Here is a 20,810-nt window from a genome sequence, read left to right as displayed (position 1 = left end):
AAAATGAAACGAGTAGTTGTTGGACTTTCAGGTGGGGTAGATTCTAGTGTTACAGCATATTTATTGCAGCAGCAGGGATACGAAGTTATAGGCCTTTTCATGAAGAACTGGCACGATGATTCGGTTACTATTTCTAACGAATGTCCGTGGCTTGAGGACAGCAACGATGCTTTGCTTGTTGCTGAAAAACTTGGAATACCGTTTCAAACTGTTGATTTAAGCGAAGAATACAAAGAAAAAATCGTTGATTACATGTTCAACGAATATGAAAAAGGAAGAACTCCAAATCCTGACGTGCTTTGTAACCGCGAAATCAAATTTGATGTGTTTATGAAAATCGCTTTAAGTCTTGGTGCAGATTATGTAGCAACAGGACATTATTGCCAAAAAAGCGAAATTGAAGTGGACGGAAAACCGGTTTATCAATTAATTGCTGGAAATGACGTTAACAAAGATCAATCGTATTTTTTATGCCAATTGTCTCAAGAACAATTGTCAAAAGCTTTGTTTCCTATTGGAGCTTTAACAAAACCAGAAGTGCGCGAAATTGCTCGCTGAAATGGAATTAGTTACAGCTGAAAAGAAAGATTCGCAAGGTTTGTGTTTTATTGGGAAAGTTCGTCTTCCAGAATTTTTACAGCAAAAACTACAGCCAAAAGATGGCAAAATTGTTCAGATTGATAAAAATGATCCGATTTATACTGTTGAGAAATCGACTGAACTTTCTTTGGAAGAAAGACTAAAATTAGAGTCTCAAAAAGTAGAATATCTTCCAACAATGGGGAAAGTAGTTGGAAAACACCAAGGTGCTCATTATTTTACAGTTGGACAAAGAAAAGGTCTAAATGTTGGAGGTACAACAGATCCTTTGTTTGTAATTGCTACAGATGTTGAAACCAATACTATTTATACAGGTATGTCAAGCCAGCATCCAGGTTTGTTTAAAAAAGCACTTTTTGTTGGAGAATCTGAAGTACACTGGATTAGAGAAGACATGACTCTGAAAGCTGGTGAAAAAATGGAAGTAATGGCGAGAATTCGTTACCGTCAGCCTTTGCAAAAAGCTGTTTTATATCAATTTGAAGACGGAATGTATGTGGAGTTTGAAGAACCGCAGTCTGCTATTACAGAAGGACAATTTGTTGCTTGGTATTTAGAAAATGAATTAGTTGGTTCGGGAGTAATTTCTTAGCTTTATACTTTATTTGGGAGTAAATCCCTTTAAGGTATAAATTGATGAGATGTAGCTTTACTTTTCTTTTATTACTTCTTTCGTTTACAGTATTTTCACAAGAAGATGCGTGGGTTTATTTTAATGGTAAACCTAATGCACAAGCTTTTTATGACAATCCGCTAAGCGAGCTTTCACAAAGATCCTTGGATCGAAGAACTAGCCAGAATATTGCTTTAGATATTACTGATGCTCCTTTGGAAACTTCGTATGTAAATCAAATTACATCAAGTGCAGGAATTACGGTAAAAGCGCAATCAAAATGGCTGAATGCACTTCATATTCAGGGAACTCAATCGAACATTAACGCCTTAAAATCACTGTCTTTTGTTTCTAGGGTAGAGTTTGCAGATAGAACTTTAAATACTACAGGGAAAAGAGTTTCTGAAGCTTCGGCAAACCAAGTTCACGAACAGTTAAAAACTACAATTGATTATTCTTACGGAAATTCTGCGAATCAAATTCAGATGTTAAACGGGCAAGTTCTGCATCAGCAGAATTTTACTGGAGAAGGAAAAATTATAGCCGTTATGGACGGCGGTTTTCCTGGCGTTAATACTGCACAACCATTTGAAAATCTTAGAAATAATAATAAAATTCTAGGCGGTTATGATTATACTACCAGAAATAGCAATTTCTATACGGGCGATTCTCATGGGACTTCGGTGCTTTCAACAATGGGAGGTTTTAAAGCAAATTCTTTAGTTGGAACTGCTCCAAATGCCTCATATTATCTTTTTATTACAGAAATTCAAGCTCAAGAGATTCCATTAGAAGAGTCGCTGTGGGTAGAAGCCGCAGAAAAGGCAGATGCTTTAGGAGTCGATATAATTACTACTTCATTAGGATATTTTCTGGATAGAGACGAAATCAGATACAATCATACGTATAGCGAGATGAACGGAATCACGACTTTTATTTCTCGTGGTGCCGAAATTGCTTTTAGCAAAGGAATTTTGGTTTTGGCATCTGCTGGAAATGAAGGAACTCAAGTAGAAAAACATATTGGTTCGCCTGCAGATGCGGTTTCAGTATTGACAGTTGGTTCTGTTAATGCCTCTAAAGTAAGAGCTAGTTCCAGTTCTATCGGACCAACTTATGATGGAAGAATAAAACCAGATGTTATGGCACAAGGGGCATCGGCGGTAGTTTCTGATGCAAATGGCAATATTGGCACAGCAAGCGGAACGTCATTTTCATGTCCGATAATGGCAGGAATGGCGGCTTCTTTATGGCAGGCTTTTCCAACTAAAACCAATAAAGAAATCAGGCAAATGATTGTAAAATCTGCTGATAGATATGCCAATCCAGATAATAATTATGGATATGGAATACCAAATTTTGGAGCAACTTTGAGTGTTGATGATTTTATTGCCGAAACTGCTTTTTCGGTTTATCCAAACCCAACTCAAAAATCGATTACTTTTTCTTTTTTAAACGAAGACAATACAGCATCAGTAACTATTTATTCTGTTTTAGGACAGAAGTTAATTGAAGAAAAAATTAGTAATTTAAATCCCGTTCTGTCTTTGCAATCTTTACAAAGCGGACTTTATTTTTATAGTTTTGATGCCAATAAACTGCATAAGACAGGAAAGATAATCAAGCAATAATTTTCTTAATGAATAAAATCACCCAACTTTTCAATATAAAATATCCAATCATTCAAGGCGGAATGATTTGGAACAGTGGTTATAAATTAGCATCAGCAGTTAGTAATGCAGGCGGACTTGGGCTTATTGGTGCAGGTTCTATGTATCCAGAAGTTTTAAGAGAGCACATTCAAAAATGTAAAAAAGCAACTGACAAACCTTTTGGTGTCAATATTCCGATGTTATATCCTAATATCGAAGAAATCATGAATATTGTGGTTGAAGAAGGCGTTAAAATTGTTTTTACTTCCGCTGGAAATCCTAAAACTTGGACTTCTTTTTTGAAAGAAAGAGGTATTACAGTTGTTCACGTGGTTAGCAGTAGCGTTTTTGCTTTAAAAGCACAAGATGCTGGTGTGGATGCGGTCGTAGCCGAAGGTTTTGAAGCTGGCGGTCATAACGGACGTGAAGAAACCACGACATTGACTTTGATTCCGATGGTAAAAGAAAAAATCCAGATTCCGTTGATCGCAGCTGGAGGAATTGCTACAGGAAGAGGAATGCTTGCTCGCAATGGTTCTTGGAGCAGATGGTGTTCAAGTTGGAAGCCGTTTTGCGGCATCTATAGAATCTTCTTCACACAATAATTTTAAAGAAACTATAGTTAGTACTATAGAAGGAGGTACGCAATTGACTTTGAAAGAATTAGCACCTGTTCGATTAATAAAAAATAAATTTTATCAGGATGTTCAGGATTTGTATCAAAAATGTCCATCCAAAGAAGAATTGGTTCAGCTTTTAGGAAGGGCTAGAGCAAAAAAAGGAATGTTTGAAGGAGATTTGGATGAGGGAGAATTGGAAATTGGACAAGTAGCAGGTCTGATTCATGAAATTTTACCAGTTGAGCAAATTGTTCAACAAATGATTGCCGAATTTGAAGTCGCATCCAAAGAAAAGAGTACTTTTGAGTTTTAATTACCTGCAAGAAATATTTTATGAATTCCCTACGCCCCTACATATTGTTACTATTTTTAGTTTTTGGATTGCAACAGGTTCAGAGTCAGTCTTATCATTTTAAAACATCAGGATTTAGTGTTCTAGAGAAAAATGAAAGAGGTAAGTGGGGAGAATGGTCTAATCTTGATCTGGTAAATCTTTCGGTGGTTTTAGATACCAATAAACACAGGATTGTAGTATATTCTCAGGAAATTCAGTTGTACAATATCTTAGATTATATTGAAAGAGAAGAAAATGATACCGATATTGTTTATTCTTTTATGTGTAAAGATAATGACGGAAAAGAATGCAAACTGTCAATTATCACCCGAAAAAAGCAAGATTACAGAAAACAATTATACATTAATTATGACAATCGTATTATTGTCTATAATATTATTACAGTTTAAAAATAAGCTTCTAAGATGCTAAGGTTCTGAGGGACTAAGTTTTTTTAGATTATAAGTATTTCAGATTTAATTAAAAATAATAAACCCGACAGGTTTTAAAATCTGTCGGGTTTACTATATAAACTTAGTATCTCAGAGACTTAGAAACTTAGCGTCTTAGATTACAAAGAATCAATATCCTTAATAAACTCATCATATTCTAAATAGAACATTTCTAGAGCGTGCATATTTTCGTTGAAAAAATCAAAAATAGTATCCCAAGTATTTTTATTGCTGAAACCAACGCCAAGTTTTTCAACCCAGATTCTGCTGATGGTTTTACCACTTTCTAAAGTATGGTTTTTCTCAAAGACTAAATCTTTAATAAATTCTTCTTCTAAAATATTTTTTAAAGCTTCCAGTTTTTCAAAATAAGCAATACGTTTTTCATCGCTTCGGTGTTCAATGTCAATTAGAACCTGAGCCTTTTTGTTGTCAACATAAAACTTAAAAGAAAAGTCTTTGATCTTTGTATCATAAAGCACCCATTTACGAGGATATTTTTCGGCAAAAGCTACCCAAAATTCTCTTTTTATTCTTTGCGATTCTTCTTTGCTGTACATTTTTTTAGGCTTTAATAATAGAAAACTTGTGGTACTGCGTTTTCTGGAGTATATTTATGTTTTATTTGAAAGTACAAAAATAAGCTTTGATTATGAATTTTCAAGACTTTTTGAAATATGTTCCCAATATAATTCCTGTAGAGCTGCCAGCAGTAACCTCACATTTAAAAATGGCACCCAAAGAACGTATAGAAGGATTAAAAAATCTTGATATCGAAGCGTTAAATGCAAGAATGGCTGGAGTAATGATGCTCTTTTATCCAAAACAAGAAAAAACGCATCTTGTTTTGATTGTTAGAAACGCTTATGATGGTGTTCATTCGGCTCAGATTGCATTTCCGGGAGGCAAGTATGAAAAGGAAGATTTAGATTTTGAAACCACAGCACTTAGAGAAACACATGAGGAAGTAGGAATTACTAGTGACAAAATAAATATAGTTAAGCGTTTTTCTCCAATGTATATTCCGCCAAGTAATTTTTTGGTGCATCCGTTTTTAGGAATTGCAACAGAAGAACTTTCTTTTTACCCTGATATAAGAGAGGTAGCCGGAATTATAGAATTGCCTTTGTCTGTTTTTTTAAATGATGATATTATTATCGAAGCCAGATTATCAACTTCTTATGGGGCAAATATTTTAGTTCCAGCCTTTAATATTCAGAACCATATTGTTTGGGGAGCCACGGCGATGATTTTGAGTGAATTGAGAGATGTTTTGCAAGCAGTTATTGCAAAAGAAATTTGATAAAGTTTATTTAATGATTTGATATTCATTTGGATAACTCTTAATTGGAGAAATTGTTTTATACTGTTGCTAAAAGAATAATTTTTGTATGTTTGCGACCTAACAAAAAAATAAGATAAATTAGTTATGGGATTGTTTAAACGAAATCCTTTTGGGCATATATTATTCATCAAGAAATGGTTAATCCGTATTTTGGGAGCCATGACTCATAGAAGATATAGAGGTTTTAATGAATTACAGATTGAAGGATCTGAGATTATTAAAACGCTTCCAGATAATAATGTTTTGTTTATATCCAATCACCAGACTTATTTTGCAGATGTGGTAGCGATGTTTCATGTGTTTAATGCGAGTTTATCTGGACGTCAGGATACAATTAAAAATATTGGTTATCTGTGGCAACCTAAAATGAACATTTATTATGTTGCGGCAAAAGAGACTATGCAAGCTGGTTTGCTACCGAGAATTTTGGCTTATGTCGGTGCAATTACCGTTGAACGAACATGGCGCGCAAAAGGTGTTGATGTTACCGAAAAACGTGAAGTGAACCCAAACGATACTGAAAATATTAGAATTGCTCTTGAAGATGGTTGGGTAATTACTTTTCCTCAAGGAACTACAAAATCATTTAAGCCTGTTCGTAAAGGAACTGCACATATTATCAAACAGCACAAACCAATCGTTATTCCAATTGTAATTGATGGTTTCCGCAGATCATTTGATAAAAAAGGACTTCGAATGAAGAAAAAAGGAATTCTGCAATCTTTCATCATCAAAGAACCTCTAGATATTGATTATGAAAATGATACAATCGAACAAATTGTAGAAAAAGTAGAATACGCAATTGAACAACATCCATCATTTTTAAAAGTTATTCCTGCCGAAGAAATTAAAGTACAAGAAGAACTGAATAAATTAAGACGTTGGGATTATTAAAAGTTAGTTTTATTTTGTTTCAAGTTTAAGGTTTCAAGTTTGCTTTGTCTGGCTGAGCGAAGTCAAAGCCTAACTTTGTACCCTTCTCCCGAAGCCTCGGGATCGCTCAGGGTGACGAATCGATTTTTTATCAGGCTTTTGTGTTTGTGGTTTTAGGTTTCAAGTAGAAAAACTTAGAACCTTAGCGTCTCAGAACCTTAGAACCTTTTTCAGAAATCTATTTTCTTCAACTCCTTATAATTAGCATACAATCTTCTTAAAAGCGTTCCGTAGATAATTCTGTAGAAACACCAGAACAATCCAAAGAAACCTAAGATTACTAAGAATAGAATGCCTATTGTTACAAACATGGCTTTTCCGTTCATTGCTAATTTGTTTCTAAGGAACTCCATATCTGGATTGTAGACAAAAGCAATAAAGAAGCTCAAAATGGCTGTAATTACAATCATTCCTAAATTGTACCAAACATAATATTGTACCGTTTTACGAGTTCTTAAAATAGCACTCATTAGAGATTTTGTGGCTATTGTGGTCGAAATTGTTTTGTAGTTTTTATAAAAAATGTAAACGAAAATTAAAACGACAACATAATTGAAATACGTTAGAAACTCTAAAGCTGTTACAATTTCAGGATGATTCATCTTTCGCAGTACATCATCTGTATTGATGAATAAGTTCGAAAAAGTCCAAAAGGAAATCTCTAAAATACTGATAATTAAAATCCACTTTACAATAGAAGATGACTTTCTATGAATCATCTTGTAGATTTCGTTTTCAGAAATTTGTTGAAAAGAACCTGAGTTCTTTTGCCAGTCTTTTTTTAGTAAATCCAGTTCTTTCATAATAATTTTTAAGGATTTAGTATTTTTTTAAGTTTCCCCTTAATTCTGTTCATTTTCACGCGCGCATTCACTTCGCTGATTCCTAAGGTTTCAGCTATTTCTTGATAATCTTTGTCTTCTAAATACATAAAAACTAATGCCTTTTCGATGTCATTTAATTGATAAACTGCTTTATACATCAGTTTAATCTGTTCTTCTTCTTCATAATTGTAGTCAACATCTTTTACAAAATGTTGGTGGTTTTCATAATCTACGGTCGATATAGTTCTTTTGGTTTTGCGGTATAAGGTAATCGCTGTGTTTAAGGCAACACGATATGTCCAAGTCGAAAATTTACTGTCGCCTCTAAATTTTGGATAAGCTTTCCAAAGCTGAATGGTAATCTCTTGAAACAGATCTTTATGAGCATCTTCACCAGCAGTATATAATCTACAAATCTTGTGGATTATATTCTGATTTGCCTGCAGCTGCGCAACAAATGACTGTTCTAGATTTTCGCTCATAATGTATTAGTAGTTATGAAATCATTTTTGTTACAGTTGGTGTTTTATTTTTGCCACGAATTACACAAATTTCTCGAATTACTTCTAAAACAGAATAGATTAAAGTTGAGTTTTTTAAAATTTGTGCTAATTTGTGTAATTCGTGGCAAACTTTATAGTTCTCTTGTTTTATAGTAATTAATCGTCAAATCGATAAACTTACTATAGCTTTTCATTCCATCTTTTTGGTTATTTGTTTTTAAAAAACTATCCCATAGAAAATGAAAACCTTCGTCTATAAATGTGTCATATTTTTTCCAGAAATCTTGGTCTTCTTGATAGTTTTTTAAAATTCCCGTATTTACTTGTTTCTTTAATATTTCAAAAATTTTCTCGTTTTTAAACTGCCAGATTCCGAGACAATAACGTAATGCAAAACTATATCCTGCATATTGATAATATAAATTGTCATTTTTGACAGAAGCCAAAAGGCCAATAAAATTGCATTCACTTTCACTTGCAAAACCAATCTGGTGTGCCATTTCGTGAGATGTGGTTAGCGGAAAAGTGTACATTGGCAATAAGTCGTTAATTTGCGCTTCGTTTGTAAATGGATTTAAATAACCACCAAATCCCATATAAGTTAAAGGAAGGCTGAACAATGATTTTTTTACGCTTAAGGTTTTGTATTCAAAATAAGGATGTTCTTTTGCTAAATTATCATAACCGTTTAAAATCATGTTAAATGACTCTTTCTGTGAATATGGAAAGACAATTTTAGAGCTTTTATTTTTTGTGATTTGAAACTGAACTTCATTCGTCTTTGCAATTAATCTTTTAGTGAAAGCCAAAAGATCAGCATCGGTATATTCTCTTTTGATTTCCATTTTTTCAAAAAGAGGTTTGCGATAATAATTGAAAGCCCAAAGCAAATGGAAGAAAAAGTAAAAAACAGAAATTTTGCCTATTATTTTTAAAAGATGATCTTTCCAATTCGTCTTCCATGTCCCTCTTATTTTCCAAAACCAGCTAATTATAGAAATCATCAAAATAGCATAAATAATGTCGCCGACAGAAAACGGAATATTACCTAAAACTGTTCTAGAAAAATGTGAAATCCTAGCAAATAAATTTTTACTGTAAAAACCTTCAACAAAATCAGGGAAGTATGGAAGGATTTTATAAAAAATGATTTGAACTATTAGAAATAAAGGTAAAACGTATTTTGATTTCACAAGGTAAATTTTAGATACGTAAATATAAATACAATATCGAATGATTAAAAAAAGTTCGTCATGAATTCTGCGAATTTTCGTTAATTATTGATTTATTCAATTTTAGATCCGTTTTAATTTGCGCTAATTAGTGTAATTCGTGGCAAAAAAAGCAATTAAACTTTGTAACTTTGAAGCTCTTAATTGTTAAACATCAAACAAAATATAATGAGTCAAGAAATAAGAAATCTGGAACCAAAAGCACTTTGGAACAAATTTGCAGATCTAAATGCTGTTCCTCGTCCATCGAAGAAAGAAGAGCGTGTAATTGAGTTTATGAAAAACTTTGGAAACAGCTTAGGTTTAGAAACTTTCGAAGATGAAATCAGAAACGTAATTATCAGAAAACCTGCAACTCCAGGAATGGAAAACCGTAAACCAATCGTAATGCAAGGACATTTAGATATGGTACATCAAAAAAATGCCGATACTGTTTTTGATTTTGATACACAAGGAATCGATATGTATGTTGATGGTGACTGGGTTCGCGCACGCGGTACAACACTTGGAGCTGATAATGGGTTAGGAGTGGCGACTATTATGGCAATTCTAGAAAGCAAAGATATTCCGCATCCTGCAATCGAAGCTTTATTTACAATTGATGAAGAAACAGGAATGACGGGAGCTTTAAATCTAAAAGGCGGAATTTTGCAAGGTCAGATTTTATTGAATTTGGATACTGAAGAGGATGATGAAATTGATATTGGATGTGCTGGTGGAATTGATGTAACTGCTACAAGAGCATATCATGAAGAAGAAGTTCCAGAAGGTTCTGTTGGTTATACTATTACAGTAAAAGGCTTAAACGGTGGGCATTCAGGAATGGATATTCATAAAGGTCTAGGAAATGCAAATAAAATCATGAATCGTTTATTATTTGATGCATTCGAAAACTTTGGTTTGCAGATTGTTGAAATTAATGGAGGAAGTCTTAGAAATGCAATTCCGAGAGAAAGCGTTGCCAAAGTAATCATTTCTCAAATGTTTGATGAGGCTTATGTTTATGATATGCAGGAAATCATTTCTGATATCAAAGCTGAGTACAAAACAACTGAACCAAACTTATCAATTGAAATCGTAAAAGGTGATTTACCGGAAAAAGTAATGGAACTTGGTGTTCAAGAAGGAATCATCAGAGCGATTTACGCGGCGCAGAATGGAGTTTATAAAATGAGTGCTGATATGGCCGATTTAGTTGAAACTTCAAATAATATTGCTCGTGTAGTAATTAAAGACGGTGAAATTTTAGTTGGATGTTTAACGCGTTCTTCTGTAGAATCTTCAAAATTTGATTTAGCTAATTCGTTACGTTCTGCGTTTGAATTAGTTGGATGCGAAGTAGAACTTTCTGGTTCTTATCCAGGTTGGACACCAAATGTAAACTCTGAAATCTTAGAAGTTTTAAAAGATATTTACGAAAAACAAAATGGAGAACAACCAAAAGTAGTGGCTTGTCACGCTGGTTTAGAGTGCGGAATTTTAGGAACAAATTATCCAGATATGGATATGATTTCTTTTGGTCCAACAATTCACGGAGCGCATTCTCCAGACGAAAGAGCAAGTATTTCTTCTGCACAGAAATATTGGAAATTTGTACTAGAGATTTTAGAGAATATTCCAGTTAAATAAAAATAGTTTTCAGTCGCAGTATTCAGTTCGATAAAACTGTAAACTGAGACTTAAAACTGCGACTAAAAAAATCCCCAATTGAAAAATTGGGGATTTTTTTATGAGAAAATATTAATTTCTTTTCAAAACTTTATACTGTTCGTAACAAGCACTGATTGCATCCATAATTTGAAGATCGTTTGCAGATTGAATGAAAGAATCAGAATAATTGCAACGATGCATAATTTCAGGAATTTCATCTTTGCTGATGCCTAATAATACTGCAACCGTTTCGCGATCGTATTTGGACTCTAAAAGTGTTCGTACGGTATCGTCTTTTTTCATTTCCTTTAGCTTCTTGAGCTCTTTTCCGTTCTTTCCAAAGAAATTATAGAGCATGTCGGCAGGGTTAAAAATCGAACCGAGAACTTTTCCGAAAGCATTTGGAGCATATTCTCCGGCTTCGTAACCTTGCGTTAAACCTGAAATGCTATAACGATAGTTTTCTTTTGTTGGAATTAATTTAGAGTCAATTTCAAGATAACCTGTTAGGGAAAAAGGTGCAATAACCACTTCTTCCAAAGCAATCGCTTTTTCTGTAAGCTGAATTCTAGTTACTTTATTCTTAATCCAGTCGTTTGTAACTCTAATTCTTAGCGATTGAAATCCTAGAATAGAAAAATGAAGCGTGTCATTGACTTGCACATCAATTTCAAAATACCCTTTTTCGTCAGATTTTGCACCACGCACCTTGTTGGTGTTAATGATATTTACGCCAGCAAGCGGTTGTTTGCTGTCGTCGTTAATAACATAACCTGAAACTCTTTGTGGAACTGTTGGCTGTGCATCTTGTGTATCTTGCGCGAAACCAAGGTTAGCGATAAGTGTAAAAAAGAAAACTGCGAAATATTTCATATCCTGATTTAAAGCACTAAAAGTAGTAAATCGGGATTAAATATCTCGCAGTCTTGGAATTTAATTATAAGAAAATTAACAAAGACATTGATAAGATTATTAGATATAAGAAAAAATCCCAAATTCCATATAAAATAGGAATTTGGGATTTATATTTTAAGATCTTAAATGATTAATCTCTTCTAGATCTTCTTGGTCTTGAGCTATCGCCGAAGTTTTCTGAACGTCTTGGAGCTCTATCTGAACCACCTTCGCTTCTTGGAGCAGAGCTTCTAAAACCACCATCTCTTCTAGGAGCTGAGTTTCTATCGCCTCTAAAACCTCCGTCACGAGATCCGCCTTCGCGTGATCCACCGTCTCTTGAAGAATTTCTATCGCTTCTGAATCCGCCTTCACGTCTAGGAGCAAAGTTTCCTTCTCTTCTTGGTCCGCCAGAATTACGTCCGCCACCACGGTTGTTGTGATCACGTCTTCCGCCACCGTCATTTTTAGAAATCTCAACATTGATACGACGACCTTCTAATTGTAAGTTGTTTAAAACGTCCATTACTTTGTCTGTATGCTGTGGATCTGTGTTGAAGAAAGAGAATCCTTCTTTAACATCTACTTTAAAGATATCATCACGACCTAAATCTAATGTTTCTTTCAAGTAATCTTTTAATGACATCCAATCGAAGTTGTCTCTAGAACCGATGTTTACAAAATAACGAACTGCTCCATTATTGCTGAATTCTCTTGGTTCAGAATCACCTCTTTCACGTCTTTCACCAGATTGAACAGAAATATCTCTGTTTTTCTTGTAATAAGTAATGAAACGATTAAATTCTACTGAAACCATTTTCTTGATCAATTCTTCTTTAGATAAATCTTCAAGAACATTGTTGATTGCTGGTAAATAGTTGTCAATTTCGTGATCAACCTCAGTGTCTTTAATTTTGTTAGCTAAGTGTAATAACTGAATTTCGCAGATTTCAATTCCAGATGGAATAGTTTTTTCTTCGAATTTTTGTTTGATGATTCTCTCGATAGAAGAAATTTTACGTAACTCACTTTTTGTAACAATTACAATAGAAGTACCTAATTTTCCAGCTCTACCTGTACGGCCAGAACGGTGGTTGTAAGTTTCGATTTCGTCAGGTAATTGGTAGTTCACAACGTGAGTTACGTTATCAACGTCAATACCACGTGCAGCAACGTCAGTAGCAACAAGCATCTGAATTTGTCTTCCACGGAACGATTTCATTACACCATCACGTTGCGCTTGAGATAAATCTCCGTGTAACGCAGCGGCGCTATATCCATCTTCAATTAATTTCTCAGCAATAGCTTGCGTGTCTCTTTTTGTACGACAGAAGACTACTGAGAAAATGTCTGGATTAGCATCGGCTAAACGTTTTAATGCTTCGTAACGGTCACGAGCATTAACTAAATAAAATTCGTGAGAAACTGTAGATGAACCTGAGTTTTTAGCACCAACAGTAATCTCAACTGGTTCGCTCATAAATTGTTTTGCAATTCTAGCAACCTCTTGCGGCATAGTCGCAGAGAACAACCATGTACTTTTTTCGTCTGGAGTATCTGATAAAATAGATACGATATCCTCATAGAATCCCATGTTTAACATTTCGTCAGCCTCATCCAAAATACAGTAATCTATATTTTTAATGTTTACTAGACCTCTGTTAATCATGTCTTGCATTCTTCCTGGAGTTGCCACAATAATTTGTGCACCTCTCTTTATTTCTCTTGCTTGCTCTGTTATACTAGCTCCTCCGTAAACTGCTACCACATTAATACCTTTTTCGTATTTTGAGTAGTTTTTAAGTTCGTTAGTAATCTGTAAACATAACTCGCGTGTTGGCGATAAAACTAATGCTTGTGTATTTCTGTTGTCGGCATCAATTTTTTGAATTAGCGGAAAACCGAAAGCTGCCGTTTTCCCTGTCCCTGTTTGAGCCAACGCAACCATATCCGTGTCTTTTTCCAATAATAGGGGAATCGCCTTTTCCTGTACCTCTGACGGATTTTCAAATCCTAGATCTAAAATCGCCTTCAGTAACGATTCATTCAATCCTAATTGTTCAAATTTATTCATATGTGTTTTAAAATAGGGTGCAAAATTACTGCTAATTATTCAGATAAACTAATGCAATTTTAAGAATTATGTATTTGTTAAGAATTGATTATCAAAAAGTTACGTTTTTGTTGAAATAAATTTTCGTGTTAAATGAAGAAATATGCCGAAAAACACGTCTCAAAATCTAAAATTTAGCATCTAAAATGTTGTATTTTAAACAATTATTTTGTGGTGTTCAGAAAATCAATCAGTTGCTTAACAGCTTTTCCGCGGTGACCTATAGTGTTTTTGGTCTCTAAGGGTAATTCTGCAAAGGTTTTGTCAAAATTTTCGGGCTTAAAAATAGGATCATAACCAAATCCGTTTGTTCCGGTTTTTGTATTTGTAATTTCTCCTTTCGCAATTCCGGTAAATAGATATTGTTTTCCTTCTAAGTTTAAAGTAATAACGGTTTTGAACTGCGCATCTCGATTTTTTTCATTTTTTAGAGCCTCCAAAAGCTTATTCATGTTATCATCTGCATTTTTTTGTTCTCCGGCGTATCGAGCTGAATATACTCCTGGTTCACCATTTAAAGCAAGAACTTCTAAACCTGTATCATCTGCAAAACAATCATAACCATATTTTTGAGTTACGTAATCAGCTTTTAAAATTGCATTTCCTTCAATTGTATCGGCGGTTTCTGGAATATCTTCCAAACAATTAATATCCTCTAAGCTTAATATTTTGATACTCTCTGGAAGCATACTCTGAATTTCTGCGATTTTATTTTTGTTATTGGAAGCGAAAACAAGTTTCATAGAATTAAAGTTTTAAATGATTTTCAACACAAATTTAGAATTCTTATATTTGATATGTGGCTTAAAAATGAAATAAATGCAATTATCTGTATTATATAAAAAAATCCTACCTTTTGTTAAGCCATACAGAAAAATGGTAGCCGCAACTTTACTTCTAACTTTTTTAGGTTCGTTTGCAAGCACAAGTAAATGCCGTTATTCTAAAATATACTGTAGATACTATAAACAACCTGATGGTTGCCCATGAACCATTATCTAAAGGATTCCATTTGTTAGGCATTATTAGTGTGGTGTTGTTGACTAAAGAATTGGTAAATTCTGTTGTGCAGTTTGGACAAAAATTTTATGGAGAAAAACTCCGTATTTTCATTACTCGAGATATTTCGCAAACTATTGTCGAAAAAATTCTGAGCTATAGAATGGAATTTTACACTTCTGATGAAAATGAAAGCGGAAAACTTCAAACTAGAATTGATGCCGGAATTAGCAGTTTGACGAGATTAGTTCAGAACTTTTTTATTGATATTCTGCCTTTATTTGCCAATGCTTTTGTGGCTTTAGTAATTATGTTTTATGCCAATGTTTATGTGGGTTTGGTAAGTTTGTGTATTATCCCGATTTACTTTTATATTAGTCAGTTACAAGCAACTAAATTGAGCGGATTCAGACGAAGAATGCGAAATTACCGTGAGACTAAAAATAACGGAATCATTAGTTTAATTGAATCCATAACAGTAATTAAATCCTTTGTGCGTGAGTCGACAGAAGCAGATCGGCATGAAAAGATTCAGTTTGAGATGACCGAAAATCAGCTCCAAACGAGAAAGACTAGCTTTATTTTTGAAAGCATTAAAAGCTTTGTCGAACAGATAGGAGTGGTAATTATTATCATTTTGACTGCTTATTTTGTTTTGAATAATCAAATGACAATTGGAGCGATTATGTTTCATATTATGCTTTTTAATAACGTTTCGTCGCCAATTAGGCAATTGCATCGTATTTATGACGAGGTAAATGATGCGCTGATTTATTCAGAAGGCTTTTTTGATATTTTAGAATCAGAACAGGAAGTAGAAACCAGCGGCAATTATATTCCAGAAAAAATTGTTGGATTAATTGAGGTTAAAAATGTCGATTTTGTTTATCCAAACGGAACACAGGCGCTTTACGATATTAATTTTACAGTTAAACCAAATGAGACATCGGCTCTGGTAGGATTAAGTGGTGCGGGAAAAAGTACTATTATTAATTTATTAGATAAGTTTTATCTGCCATCATCAGGACAAATCTTTTTAGATGGAGTAGATTTAATAGATTACAATACCGATTTTCTGCGTAAAAACATTGGATTAGTGCTTCAGAAGAATCATATTTTTAAAGGAACAATTGCCGAAAACATTTTATACGGAAATCCCGAAGCTTCTCAAGAAGAAGTAATCGAAGCCGCAAAACAGGCGTATATTCATGAACAAGTGATCCAATTGCCAAAAAGCTACGATTCTGATGCGCATTTGCTTTCTGGCGGTCAGCAGCAACGAATTGCAATTGCAAGGTTGTTTTTGAAAAATCCTCCTATAATTTTTCTTGACGAACCAACGGCAAGTTTAGATGCAATTGCAACAGAGCAAATTAAGAAATCTTTGGATGCAATTAAAAAAGACAGAACTGTTATTATAATATCGCATAGTATTTCTCAGATTATTGATGCTTCCAATATCATTGTTTTAGAAAAAGGAAGATGTGTAGAAAAAGGAACTCACGACGAACTATACGATAATAAAGGAACTTATTACCAAATATTTATGGCAATGGCTAACAGCTTGAATATTGATAAAATTACTCAGACTTTTGAGTGAAAAATTTTAGAATGATTTTTTCTGAGATAAAAGCTGAAAAAATTCCAAAAGTGTAAGCCAGAATATCCGACCATAAAAAACCTTGACCTAGAACGTATCTTCCAAAAAGAGTTTTTCTTAATTCAATGATCCATTCCGCTTGATACAATTGAAGAAATTCAATGCAATAACAAATTAACAGCGAAAGAAAGAATATCAAAAATGCGTTTTTGAACGGGAGAAATATTCTAACTAAAAAGTAAATCATTACTGCATAAAGAAAATCGCCAATCCATAAAGGGATAAAAGGGATTTTTCTAGAAAGGATTCCGAGGAAAATGATACTTAGAAAAATTGCGAAATAGTATATTCTGGTTTTGTTCAAGTTGAGATTACTTTAGGTGCAACAAATTTATATGAAATTTTTAAAAGAGATTAAGTCTCGTTATTCTGGAATGACAAACTAGATCAAAGGTTTGTAGAATGAGGTAATCAATAATACATTTTTAGGTGTCAAAAAATACAAAACTCTATTAGAAATTTTTTATTTCATAAATTTATCGATTAAACAAACTATCTACCACATGAATGCAAAAATTTTCACTCTGATTGCCTCATTGTTTATTCTAGGAAATCAAGGTTATTCTCAAAAAGACAAAACATTTAATATTAAAAAACAGTTAGATTACTGTGCAGAACAAGCTTCAAAAACGTTACAAGTAATTCCGAATGACGGAACTTCGCCAAGAACAGTTTCAAACGGAAGTAAAGAATGGAAATTTGTTGACTATAAAGATTGGACAAGCGGATTTTGGCCGGAGAATTATGGTTTTTATATGAAGCGACAAAAGATAAAAAATGGGAAAAAGAAGCCGATAAATTTACTCGTTTCTTAACGCCTTTATCGATTACAAAAGCTGCAGATCATGATTTAGGTTTTCAGGTTTTCAATAGTTTCGGAAACGGATATCGATTGACCAAAAATAAGGAATACAAAGAAATCATTCTAAAAACTGCCGATACGCTTGCTACACTTTTTAATCCGAAAGTGGGAACAATACAATCTTGGCCACATAATAAAATGGGTGGGCATAATACGATTATAGACAATATGATGAATTTAGAGCTTTTGTTTTGGGCTTCAAAAAATGGCGGAAGTAAAAATTTATACGACATAGCTGTAAAGCATGCCGAAACCACAATGGCAAATCATTTTAGACCAGATAATACTTCTTATCACGTAATCATTTACGATTTCGAAACGGGAAAAAAGATAAAAGGAAGAACAGCCCAAGGATATAGTGATGATAGTATGTGGGCGCGTGGCCAAGCATGGGCTATTTATGGTTTTACAATGACCTATAGAGAAACAAAAGATACTAAGTTTTTAGATTTTGCACATAAATTAGCCCGTGTTTATTTAGATAAATTAACAACAGAAGATTTAATTCCGTATTGGGATTTTAATGCGCCAAACATTCCAAATGAGCCTCGAGATGCTTCGGCGGCGGCTATTGTTTCGTCTGCACTTTTAGAATTAAGTTCGTACACAAAAGACAAGAATTTAAAAGCTGAATATTTGACAAAAGCTAAAAAGATGATCGTTTCGCTTTCAGATCATTATCAGAGTCATGATGTTAATTCAGCATTTTTATTGCATTCAACAGGACATAAACCAGCAAACAGTGAGATCGATTGTTCTATAAATTACGCAGATTATTATTATCTTGAGGCATTATTAAGACTTCAAAAATTAAAATAGAATATTATGCTAAAGAAAATAAGCCAAATTGCCTTTGCAATAATGATGGTATTAATGCTTGCGAGCTGTAAAAATACCAAACAAAAACTTCAAGAGTATGTTGTAACCTACAACAAAACTATTGCGCCAAGTTTTAGAGCTGAAAATGTAACACTTACTACAGCAAGAGGTTATATTAATGATGATAAAATAGAGTTGCGTTTTGAAACCGATTTGGAACAAAATGAAGCAAATAAGTCGGCAGCTGTTATTTCTTTTTCAAAATTAATAAAATTGATGATTGATAAAGACGAGATTCCAAGACAATTAATAGAAGAAGGGGTTCAATTTGATGTTTATTTTCTAGCAGATGATAATACTGTTTTAGATAAAGAAACACTAACGGGCGAATCGCTTAAAGATTTTTTGAAATAATAAATGGAGTTTTGTAGAAATACAAATTATTTTAATTCTTACATATTGAAAGTCTCTTTAAATAAATTTTAAAGAGACTTTTTTATGTTTACGACTAAAAGTTAAGTGTAGAATAAACGTTTTATTCTTACAAATATCCCTCTTTTTAAGCAGGTAATTGGTTTGTATTCAAAGAATTGTGTATGTGATTTTTGTAATTGAATATTGTTTTTGTGTTATGAATTAATTATGTTTGAGTTAAAAAATAACTATTAAACCAAAAAATTATGAAAAAAATTACCCAAATCGCATTCGCATTCGCCTTTGCATTATTCTTGGTAAGCTGTAAAAATACCAAGCAAAAAATACAGGAACATGTAAGTAATTACAATAATTCTGTCTCTATAAAAGGAAGCGGAATTACGAGTACATCAGCAAAAGCGTTTCTAAATGACAATAAAATCGAAATTAGAATTGAAACCAATTTAGAAGAAAACGATGCAAATAAACTAGCCTACAAAGAATCATTTCCAGACTTATTAAAAGAGATGATTAAGAATGATCAGATTTCTTCTTCTCTTATTGCTGAAGGAGTAAAATTCGACGTCTATTTTTTAGCTTATAATAATGCTATTTTAGCCCAAGAAGTAGTAGATCAAGATGAGTTAGCGGTTTTAGAAGGAACTGCAAAAGCAGGAAAAGAAACGGCAAAATTATAATTGAATATTATGCATAAAAAAAAATCCTCTTCATTTGAAGAGGATTTTTTTATGAGAACTGAGTAACGTTTTTCAAATTATCAGGGAAATAAAGTTCTGACAAGTTGGTAAACTCATCTCCTCTCATAAAAATATTAATATCAACATCTGCAAATGATGTTTTTCCAGTCTGCAGCCAAAAGTTCATTTGCGGCATGAAGCGTATTTTTATGGAAGTGATACACTCTTTCAGATTTATCAGTAACAACCAAACCTTTCATTAGCATTTTGTTTTGTGTTGCGACTCCCGTTGGACATTCGTTATTATGACAACGTAAAGCTTGAATGCAACCTAAAGAAAACATAAATCCTCTTGCGCTGTTACACATATCTGCTCCAAGTGCAATGGCATGTAAAATAGAATAACCCGAAATGATTTTTCCACTTCCAATAATGCGCATTTTATCACGAATACCTAAGCGCACTAAAGTTTTATTTACAAAGATCAATGCAGGTTCAAAAGGCATTCCAACACCATCTGCGAATTCAAGCGGAGCAGCTCCAGTTCCACCTTCTGCACCATCAACGGTAATGAAATCGGGATAAGTGTCTTCATTGATCATCTCTTGGCAGATTGCTTCAAACTCCTCAGTATTGCCAATACATAATTTAAATCCGATTGGTTTTCCGTTAGATAACTCGCGTAATTGTTTAATAAACTTAATTAATCCATTAGCATCAGAAAAAGCATGATGGCCTGGAGGAGAAAGAATCATCGTATGTGGTACAACCCCTCTAATTTTAGCAATCTGTTCTGTGTTTTTAGCTGCAGGCAACACACCTCCATGACCTGGTTTTGCACCTTGAGAAATTTTAATCTCGATCATCTTTACATTTGGAAGATTTGCTTTTTCTGAGAAATTTTCAGGACTAAAATTTCCTTCGGCATCACGACAGCCAAAATATCCTGTACCAATCTGCCAAGTAATATCTCCGCCTCCGGCAAGGTGAAATTCAGTTAATCCACCTTCTCCTGTGTTTTGGTAGAAATTTCCTTTTTTTGCTCCAATATTAATGGCGCGAACTGCATGTTCGCTCAGTGAACCGAAACTCATTGCCGAAACGTTAAATAAAGAAGCAGAATAAGGTTGTTTGCAATCTTTTCCTCCAACTAATACACGAGGTAATTCTTCGTTTACTTTTGCAGGAAAAATAGAATGCTTGATTCCTTCGTAGTTTTCAGTATTTAAGTTTAATTGTGTTCCAAATGGAGTGCTCGAATCAATATTTTTAGCTCTTTGATACACTAAAGAACGCTGATTTCTAGAAAAAGGTTTTCCGTCTGTAGATCTTTCAATAAAATATTGCTGAATCTCAGGCGCGATCATTTCAAATAAATATCTGAAATAACCTAGAACAGGAAAGTTTCTTAAAATAGCGTGTTTTTCTTGAGATGCATTATAAACTCCTACAATTAGTAAGATTGGAATAATAAATACGAGCAAATAACCTCGTCCAGTATAGTAATAAATTGCGAGCAACAATTAGAAACAATAAGAATCCGTAAATAAAGAATTTTTTTCTCATGTTTTTAAAAAATTAAATAGGTAATAA

The 20,810-nt window shown here is 33.6% G+C and carries 17 protein-coding genes and 4 pseudogenes; 12 read left to right on the top strand and 9 right to left on the bottom strand.

Going from position 1 to position 20,810, the window contains the following annotated elements:
• The first annotated feature begins 3 nt into the window (after positions 1-3).
• From mnmA to P5P87_RS08615, 4 genes and pseudogenes are all read left to right on the top strand, one after another.
• Positions 4-1,192, top strand: a pseudogene (gene mnmA, locus P5P87_RS08630) (tRNA 2-thiouridine(34) synthase MnmA).
• Between the two features lie 44 nt (positions 1,193-1,236).
• On the top strand, positions 1,237-2,844 hold the full coding sequence (locus tag P5P87_RS08625; protein ID WP_278022246.1) for a S8 family serine peptidase: 1,608 nt from the start codon (positions 1,237-1,239) through the stop codon (positions 2,842-2,844).
• Between the two features lie 8 nt (positions 2,845-2,852).
• Positions 2,853-3,798 (top strand): annotated as a pseudogene (locus P5P87_RS08620) (NAD(P)H-dependent flavin oxidoreductase).
• 20 nt (positions 3,799-3,818) lie between these two features.
• Positions 3,819-4,229, top strand: a complete 411-nt coding sequence (locus tag P5P87_RS08615) for a hypothetical protein (RefSeq protein ID WP_278022245.1) — start codon at positions 3,819-3,821, stop codon at positions 4,227-4,229.
• A 161-nt stretch (positions 4,230-4,390) separates the two neighbouring features.
• On the opposite strand, the gene P5P87_RS08610 is transcribed toward P5P87_RS08615, so the two are convergent.
• Positions 4,391-4,831 carry a DUF4268 domain-containing protein gene (locus P5P87_RS08610; RefSeq protein ID WP_278022244.1) on the bottom strand — a complete coding sequence of 147 codons (441 nt, stop codon included), beginning with the start codon at positions 4,829-4,831 and terminating at the stop codon, positions 4,391-4,393.
• A 92-nt stretch (positions 4,832-4,923) separates the two neighbouring features.
• Between P5P87_RS08610 and P5P87_RS08605 the strand changes: the two genes are divergently transcribed.
• Positions 4,924-5,574, top strand: a complete 651-nt coding sequence (locus tag P5P87_RS08605; protein ID WP_278022243.1) for an NUDIX hydrolase — start codon at positions 4,924-4,926, stop codon at positions 5,572-5,574.
• A gap of 126 nt (positions 5,575-5,700) precedes the next feature.
• Entirely contained in the window at positions 5,701-6,510 is an 810-nt protein-coding gene (locus tag P5P87_RS08600) for a lysophospholipid acyltransferase family protein (protein WP_177210259.1), read from the top strand.
• A gap of 209 nt (positions 6,511-6,719) precedes the next feature.
• On the opposite strand, the gene P5P87_RS08595 is transcribed toward P5P87_RS08600, so the two are convergent.
• The 3 genes from P5P87_RS08595 to P5P87_RS08585 form a co-directional block, all read right to left on the bottom strand.
• A complete protein-coding gene (locus P5P87_RS08595; protein WP_278022242.1) occupies positions 6,720-7,352 on the bottom strand; it encodes a hypothetical protein in 633 nt (210 codons plus the stop codon).
• Between the two features lie 8 nt (positions 7,353-7,360).
• The gene (locus P5P87_RS08590; RefSeq protein ID WP_008462500.1) at positions 7,361-7,855 is read right to left on the bottom strand and encodes an RNA polymerase sigma factor; all 495 of its coding nucleotides are present in this window, start codon (positions 7,853-7,855) and stop codon (positions 7,361-7,363) included.
• A gap of 152 nt (positions 7,856-8,007) precedes the next feature.
• Complete coding sequence (locus P5P87_RS08585; RefSeq protein ID WP_278022241.1) at positions 8,008-9,069, bottom strand: DUF3810 domain-containing protein; 1,062 nt, start codon at positions 9,067-9,069, stop codon at positions 8,008-8,010.
• A gap of 207 nt (positions 9,070-9,276) precedes the next feature.
• On the opposite strand from P5P87_RS08585, the gene P5P87_RS08580 reads away from it, so the two are divergent.
• Complete coding sequence (locus P5P87_RS08580; protein ID WP_278022240.1) at positions 9,277-10,737, top strand: aminoacyl-histidine dipeptidase; 1,461 nt, start codon at positions 9,277-9,279, stop codon at positions 10,735-10,737.
• Positions 10,738-10,848: 111 nt separating this feature from the next.
• Here the strand turns inward: P5P87_RS08580 and P5P87_RS08575 are convergent, their stop codons facing one another.
• From P5P87_RS08575 to P5P87_RS08565, 3 genes are all read right to left on the bottom strand, one after another.
• The gene (locus P5P87_RS08575) at positions 10,849-11,631 is read right to left on the bottom strand and encodes a carboxypeptidase-like regulatory domain-containing protein (RefSeq protein WP_198857035.1); all 783 of its coding nucleotides are present in this window, start codon (positions 11,629-11,631) and stop codon (positions 10,849-10,851) included.
• A gap of 172 nt (positions 11,632-11,803) precedes the next feature.
• A complete protein-coding gene (locus P5P87_RS08570) occupies positions 11,804-13,726 on the bottom strand; it encodes a DEAD/DEAH box helicase (RefSeq protein WP_278022239.1) in 1,923 nt (640 codons plus the stop codon).
• Positions 13,727-13,929: 203 nt separating this feature from the next.
• Positions 13,930-14,508 carry a non-canonical purine NTP diphosphatase gene (locus tag P5P87_RS08565; RefSeq protein ID WP_198857037.1) on the bottom strand — a complete coding sequence of 193 codons (579 nt, stop codon included), beginning with the start codon at positions 14,506-14,508 and terminating at the stop codon, positions 13,930-13,932.
• 76 nt (positions 14,509-14,584) lie between these two features.
• Between P5P87_RS08565 and P5P87_RS08560 the strand changes: the two are divergent.
• A pseudogene (locus tag P5P87_RS08560) lies at positions 14,585-16,364 on the top strand (ABC transporter ATP-binding protein).
• Here P5P87_RS08560 and P5P87_RS08555 read toward each other — a convergent pair.
• A complete protein-coding gene (locus P5P87_RS08555; protein ID WP_278022780.1) occupies positions 16,345-16,611 on the bottom strand; it encodes a ribosomal maturation YjgA family protein in 267 nt (88 codons plus the stop codon). The pseudogene P5P87_RS08560 and the gene P5P87_RS08555 overlap by 20 nt on opposite strands.
• A gap of 316 nt (positions 16,612-16,927) precedes the next feature.
• On the opposite strand from P5P87_RS08555, the gene P5P87_RS08550 reads away from it, so the two are divergent.
• The 4 genes from P5P87_RS08550 (at position 16,928) to P5P87_RS08535 (ending at position 19,217) form a co-directional block, all read left to right on the top strand.
• Complete coding sequence (locus P5P87_RS08550; RefSeq protein WP_278022238.1) at positions 16,928-17,239, top strand: hypothetical protein; 312 nt, start codon at positions 16,928-16,930, stop codon at positions 17,237-17,239.
• Positions 17,155-18,105 carry a glycoside hydrolase family 88 protein gene (locus P5P87_RS08545; RefSeq protein ID WP_278022237.1) on the top strand — a complete coding sequence of 317 codons (951 nt, stop codon included), beginning with the start codon at positions 17,155-17,157 and terminating at the stop codon, positions 18,103-18,105. The genes P5P87_RS08550 and P5P87_RS08545 overlap by 85 nt, the downstream gene beginning before the upstream one ends.
• Positions 18,106-18,111: 6 nt before the next feature.
• Positions 18,112-18,519, top strand: coding sequence for a hypothetical protein (locus P5P87_RS08540; protein WP_278022236.1), 408 nt, complete (start codon positions 18,112-18,114; stop codon positions 18,517-18,519).
• 266 nt (positions 18,520-18,785) lie between these two features.
• Positions 18,786-19,217, top strand: a complete 432-nt coding sequence (locus P5P87_RS08535; protein WP_198857044.1) for a hypothetical protein — start codon at positions 18,786-18,788, stop codon at positions 19,215-19,217.
• 49 nt (positions 19,218-19,266) lie between these two features.
• Here the strand turns inward: P5P87_RS08535 and P5P87_RS08530 are convergent.
• A pseudogene (locus P5P87_RS08530) lies at positions 19,267-20,783 on the bottom strand (FMN-binding glutamate synthase family protein).
• Between the last annotated feature and the right edge of the window lie 27 nt (positions 20,784-20,810).

The sequence above is a fragment of the Flavobacterium ginsengisoli genome (assembly GCF_029625315.1).
GTDB classification, from domain to species: domain Bacteria; phylum Bacteroidota; class Bacteroidia; order Flavobacteriales; family Flavobacteriaceae; genus Flavobacterium; species Flavobacterium ginsengisoli.
Note: the sequence above shows the minus strand (reverse complement) of the source record. Positions and strands in the feature narration are given on the sequence as shown.

What these genes read in the sequence shown, in the direction of transcription:
- P5P87_RS08625 (WP_278022246.1), top strand. Translation starts at nt 1,237, where the DNA reads ATGAGATGTAGCTTTACTTTTCTTTTATTACTTCTTTCGTTTACAGTA.
- P5P87_RS08615 (WP_278022245.1), top strand. Translation starts at nt 3,819, where the DNA reads ATGAATTCCCTACGCCCCTACATATTGTTACTATTTTTAGTTTTTGGA.
- P5P87_RS08610 (WP_278022244.1), bottom strand. Translation starts at nt 4,831, where the DNA reads ATGTACAGCAAAGAAGAATCGCAAAGAATAAAAAGAGAATTTTGGGTA.
- P5P87_RS08605 (WP_278022243.1), top strand. Translation starts at nt 4,924, where the DNA reads ATGAATTTTCAAGACTTTTTGAAATATGTTCCCAATATAATTCCTGTA.
- P5P87_RS08600 (WP_177210259.1), top strand. Translation starts at nt 5,701, where the DNA reads ATGGGATTGTTTAAACGAAATCCTTTTGGGCATATATTATTCATCAAG.
- P5P87_RS08595 (WP_278022242.1), bottom strand. Translation starts at nt 7,352, where the DNA reads ATGAAAGAACTGGATTTACTAAAAAAAGACTGGCAAAAGAACTCAGGT.
- P5P87_RS08590 (WP_008462500.1), bottom strand. Translation starts at nt 7,855, where the DNA reads ATGAGCGAAAATCTAGAACAGTCATTTGTTGCGCAGCTGCAGGCAAAT.
- P5P87_RS08580 (WP_278022240.1), top strand. Translation starts at nt 9,277, where the DNA reads ATGAGTCAAGAAATAAGAAATCTGGAACCAAAAGCACTTTGGAACAAA.
- P5P87_RS08575 (WP_198857035.1), bottom strand. Translation starts at nt 11,631, where the DNA reads ATGAAATATTTCGCAGTTTTCTTTTTTACACTTATCGCTAACCTTGGT.
- P5P87_RS08570 (WP_278022239.1), bottom strand. Translation starts at nt 13,726, where the DNA reads ATGAATAAATTTGAACAATTAGGATTGAATGAATCGTTACTGAAGGCG.
- P5P87_RS08565 (WP_198857037.1), bottom strand. Translation starts at nt 14,508, where the DNA reads ATGAAACTTGTTTTCGCTTCCAATAACAAAAATAAAATCGCAGAAATT.
- P5P87_RS08555 (WP_278022780.1), bottom strand. Translation starts at nt 16,611, where the DNA reads ATGATTTACTTTTTAGTTAGAATATTTCTCCCGTTCAAAAACGCATTT.
- P5P87_RS08550 (WP_278022238.1), top strand. Translation starts at nt 16,928, where the DNA reads ATGAATGCAAAAATTTTCACTCTGATTGCCTCATTGTTTATTCTAGGA.
- P5P87_RS08540 (WP_278022236.1), top strand. Translation starts at nt 18,112, where the DNA reads ATGCTAAAGAAAATAAGCCAAATTGCCTTTGCAATAATGATGGTATTA.
- P5P87_RS08535 (WP_198857044.1), top strand. Translation starts at nt 18,786, where the DNA reads ATGAAAAAAATTACCCAAATCGCATTCGCATTCGCCTTTGCATTATTC.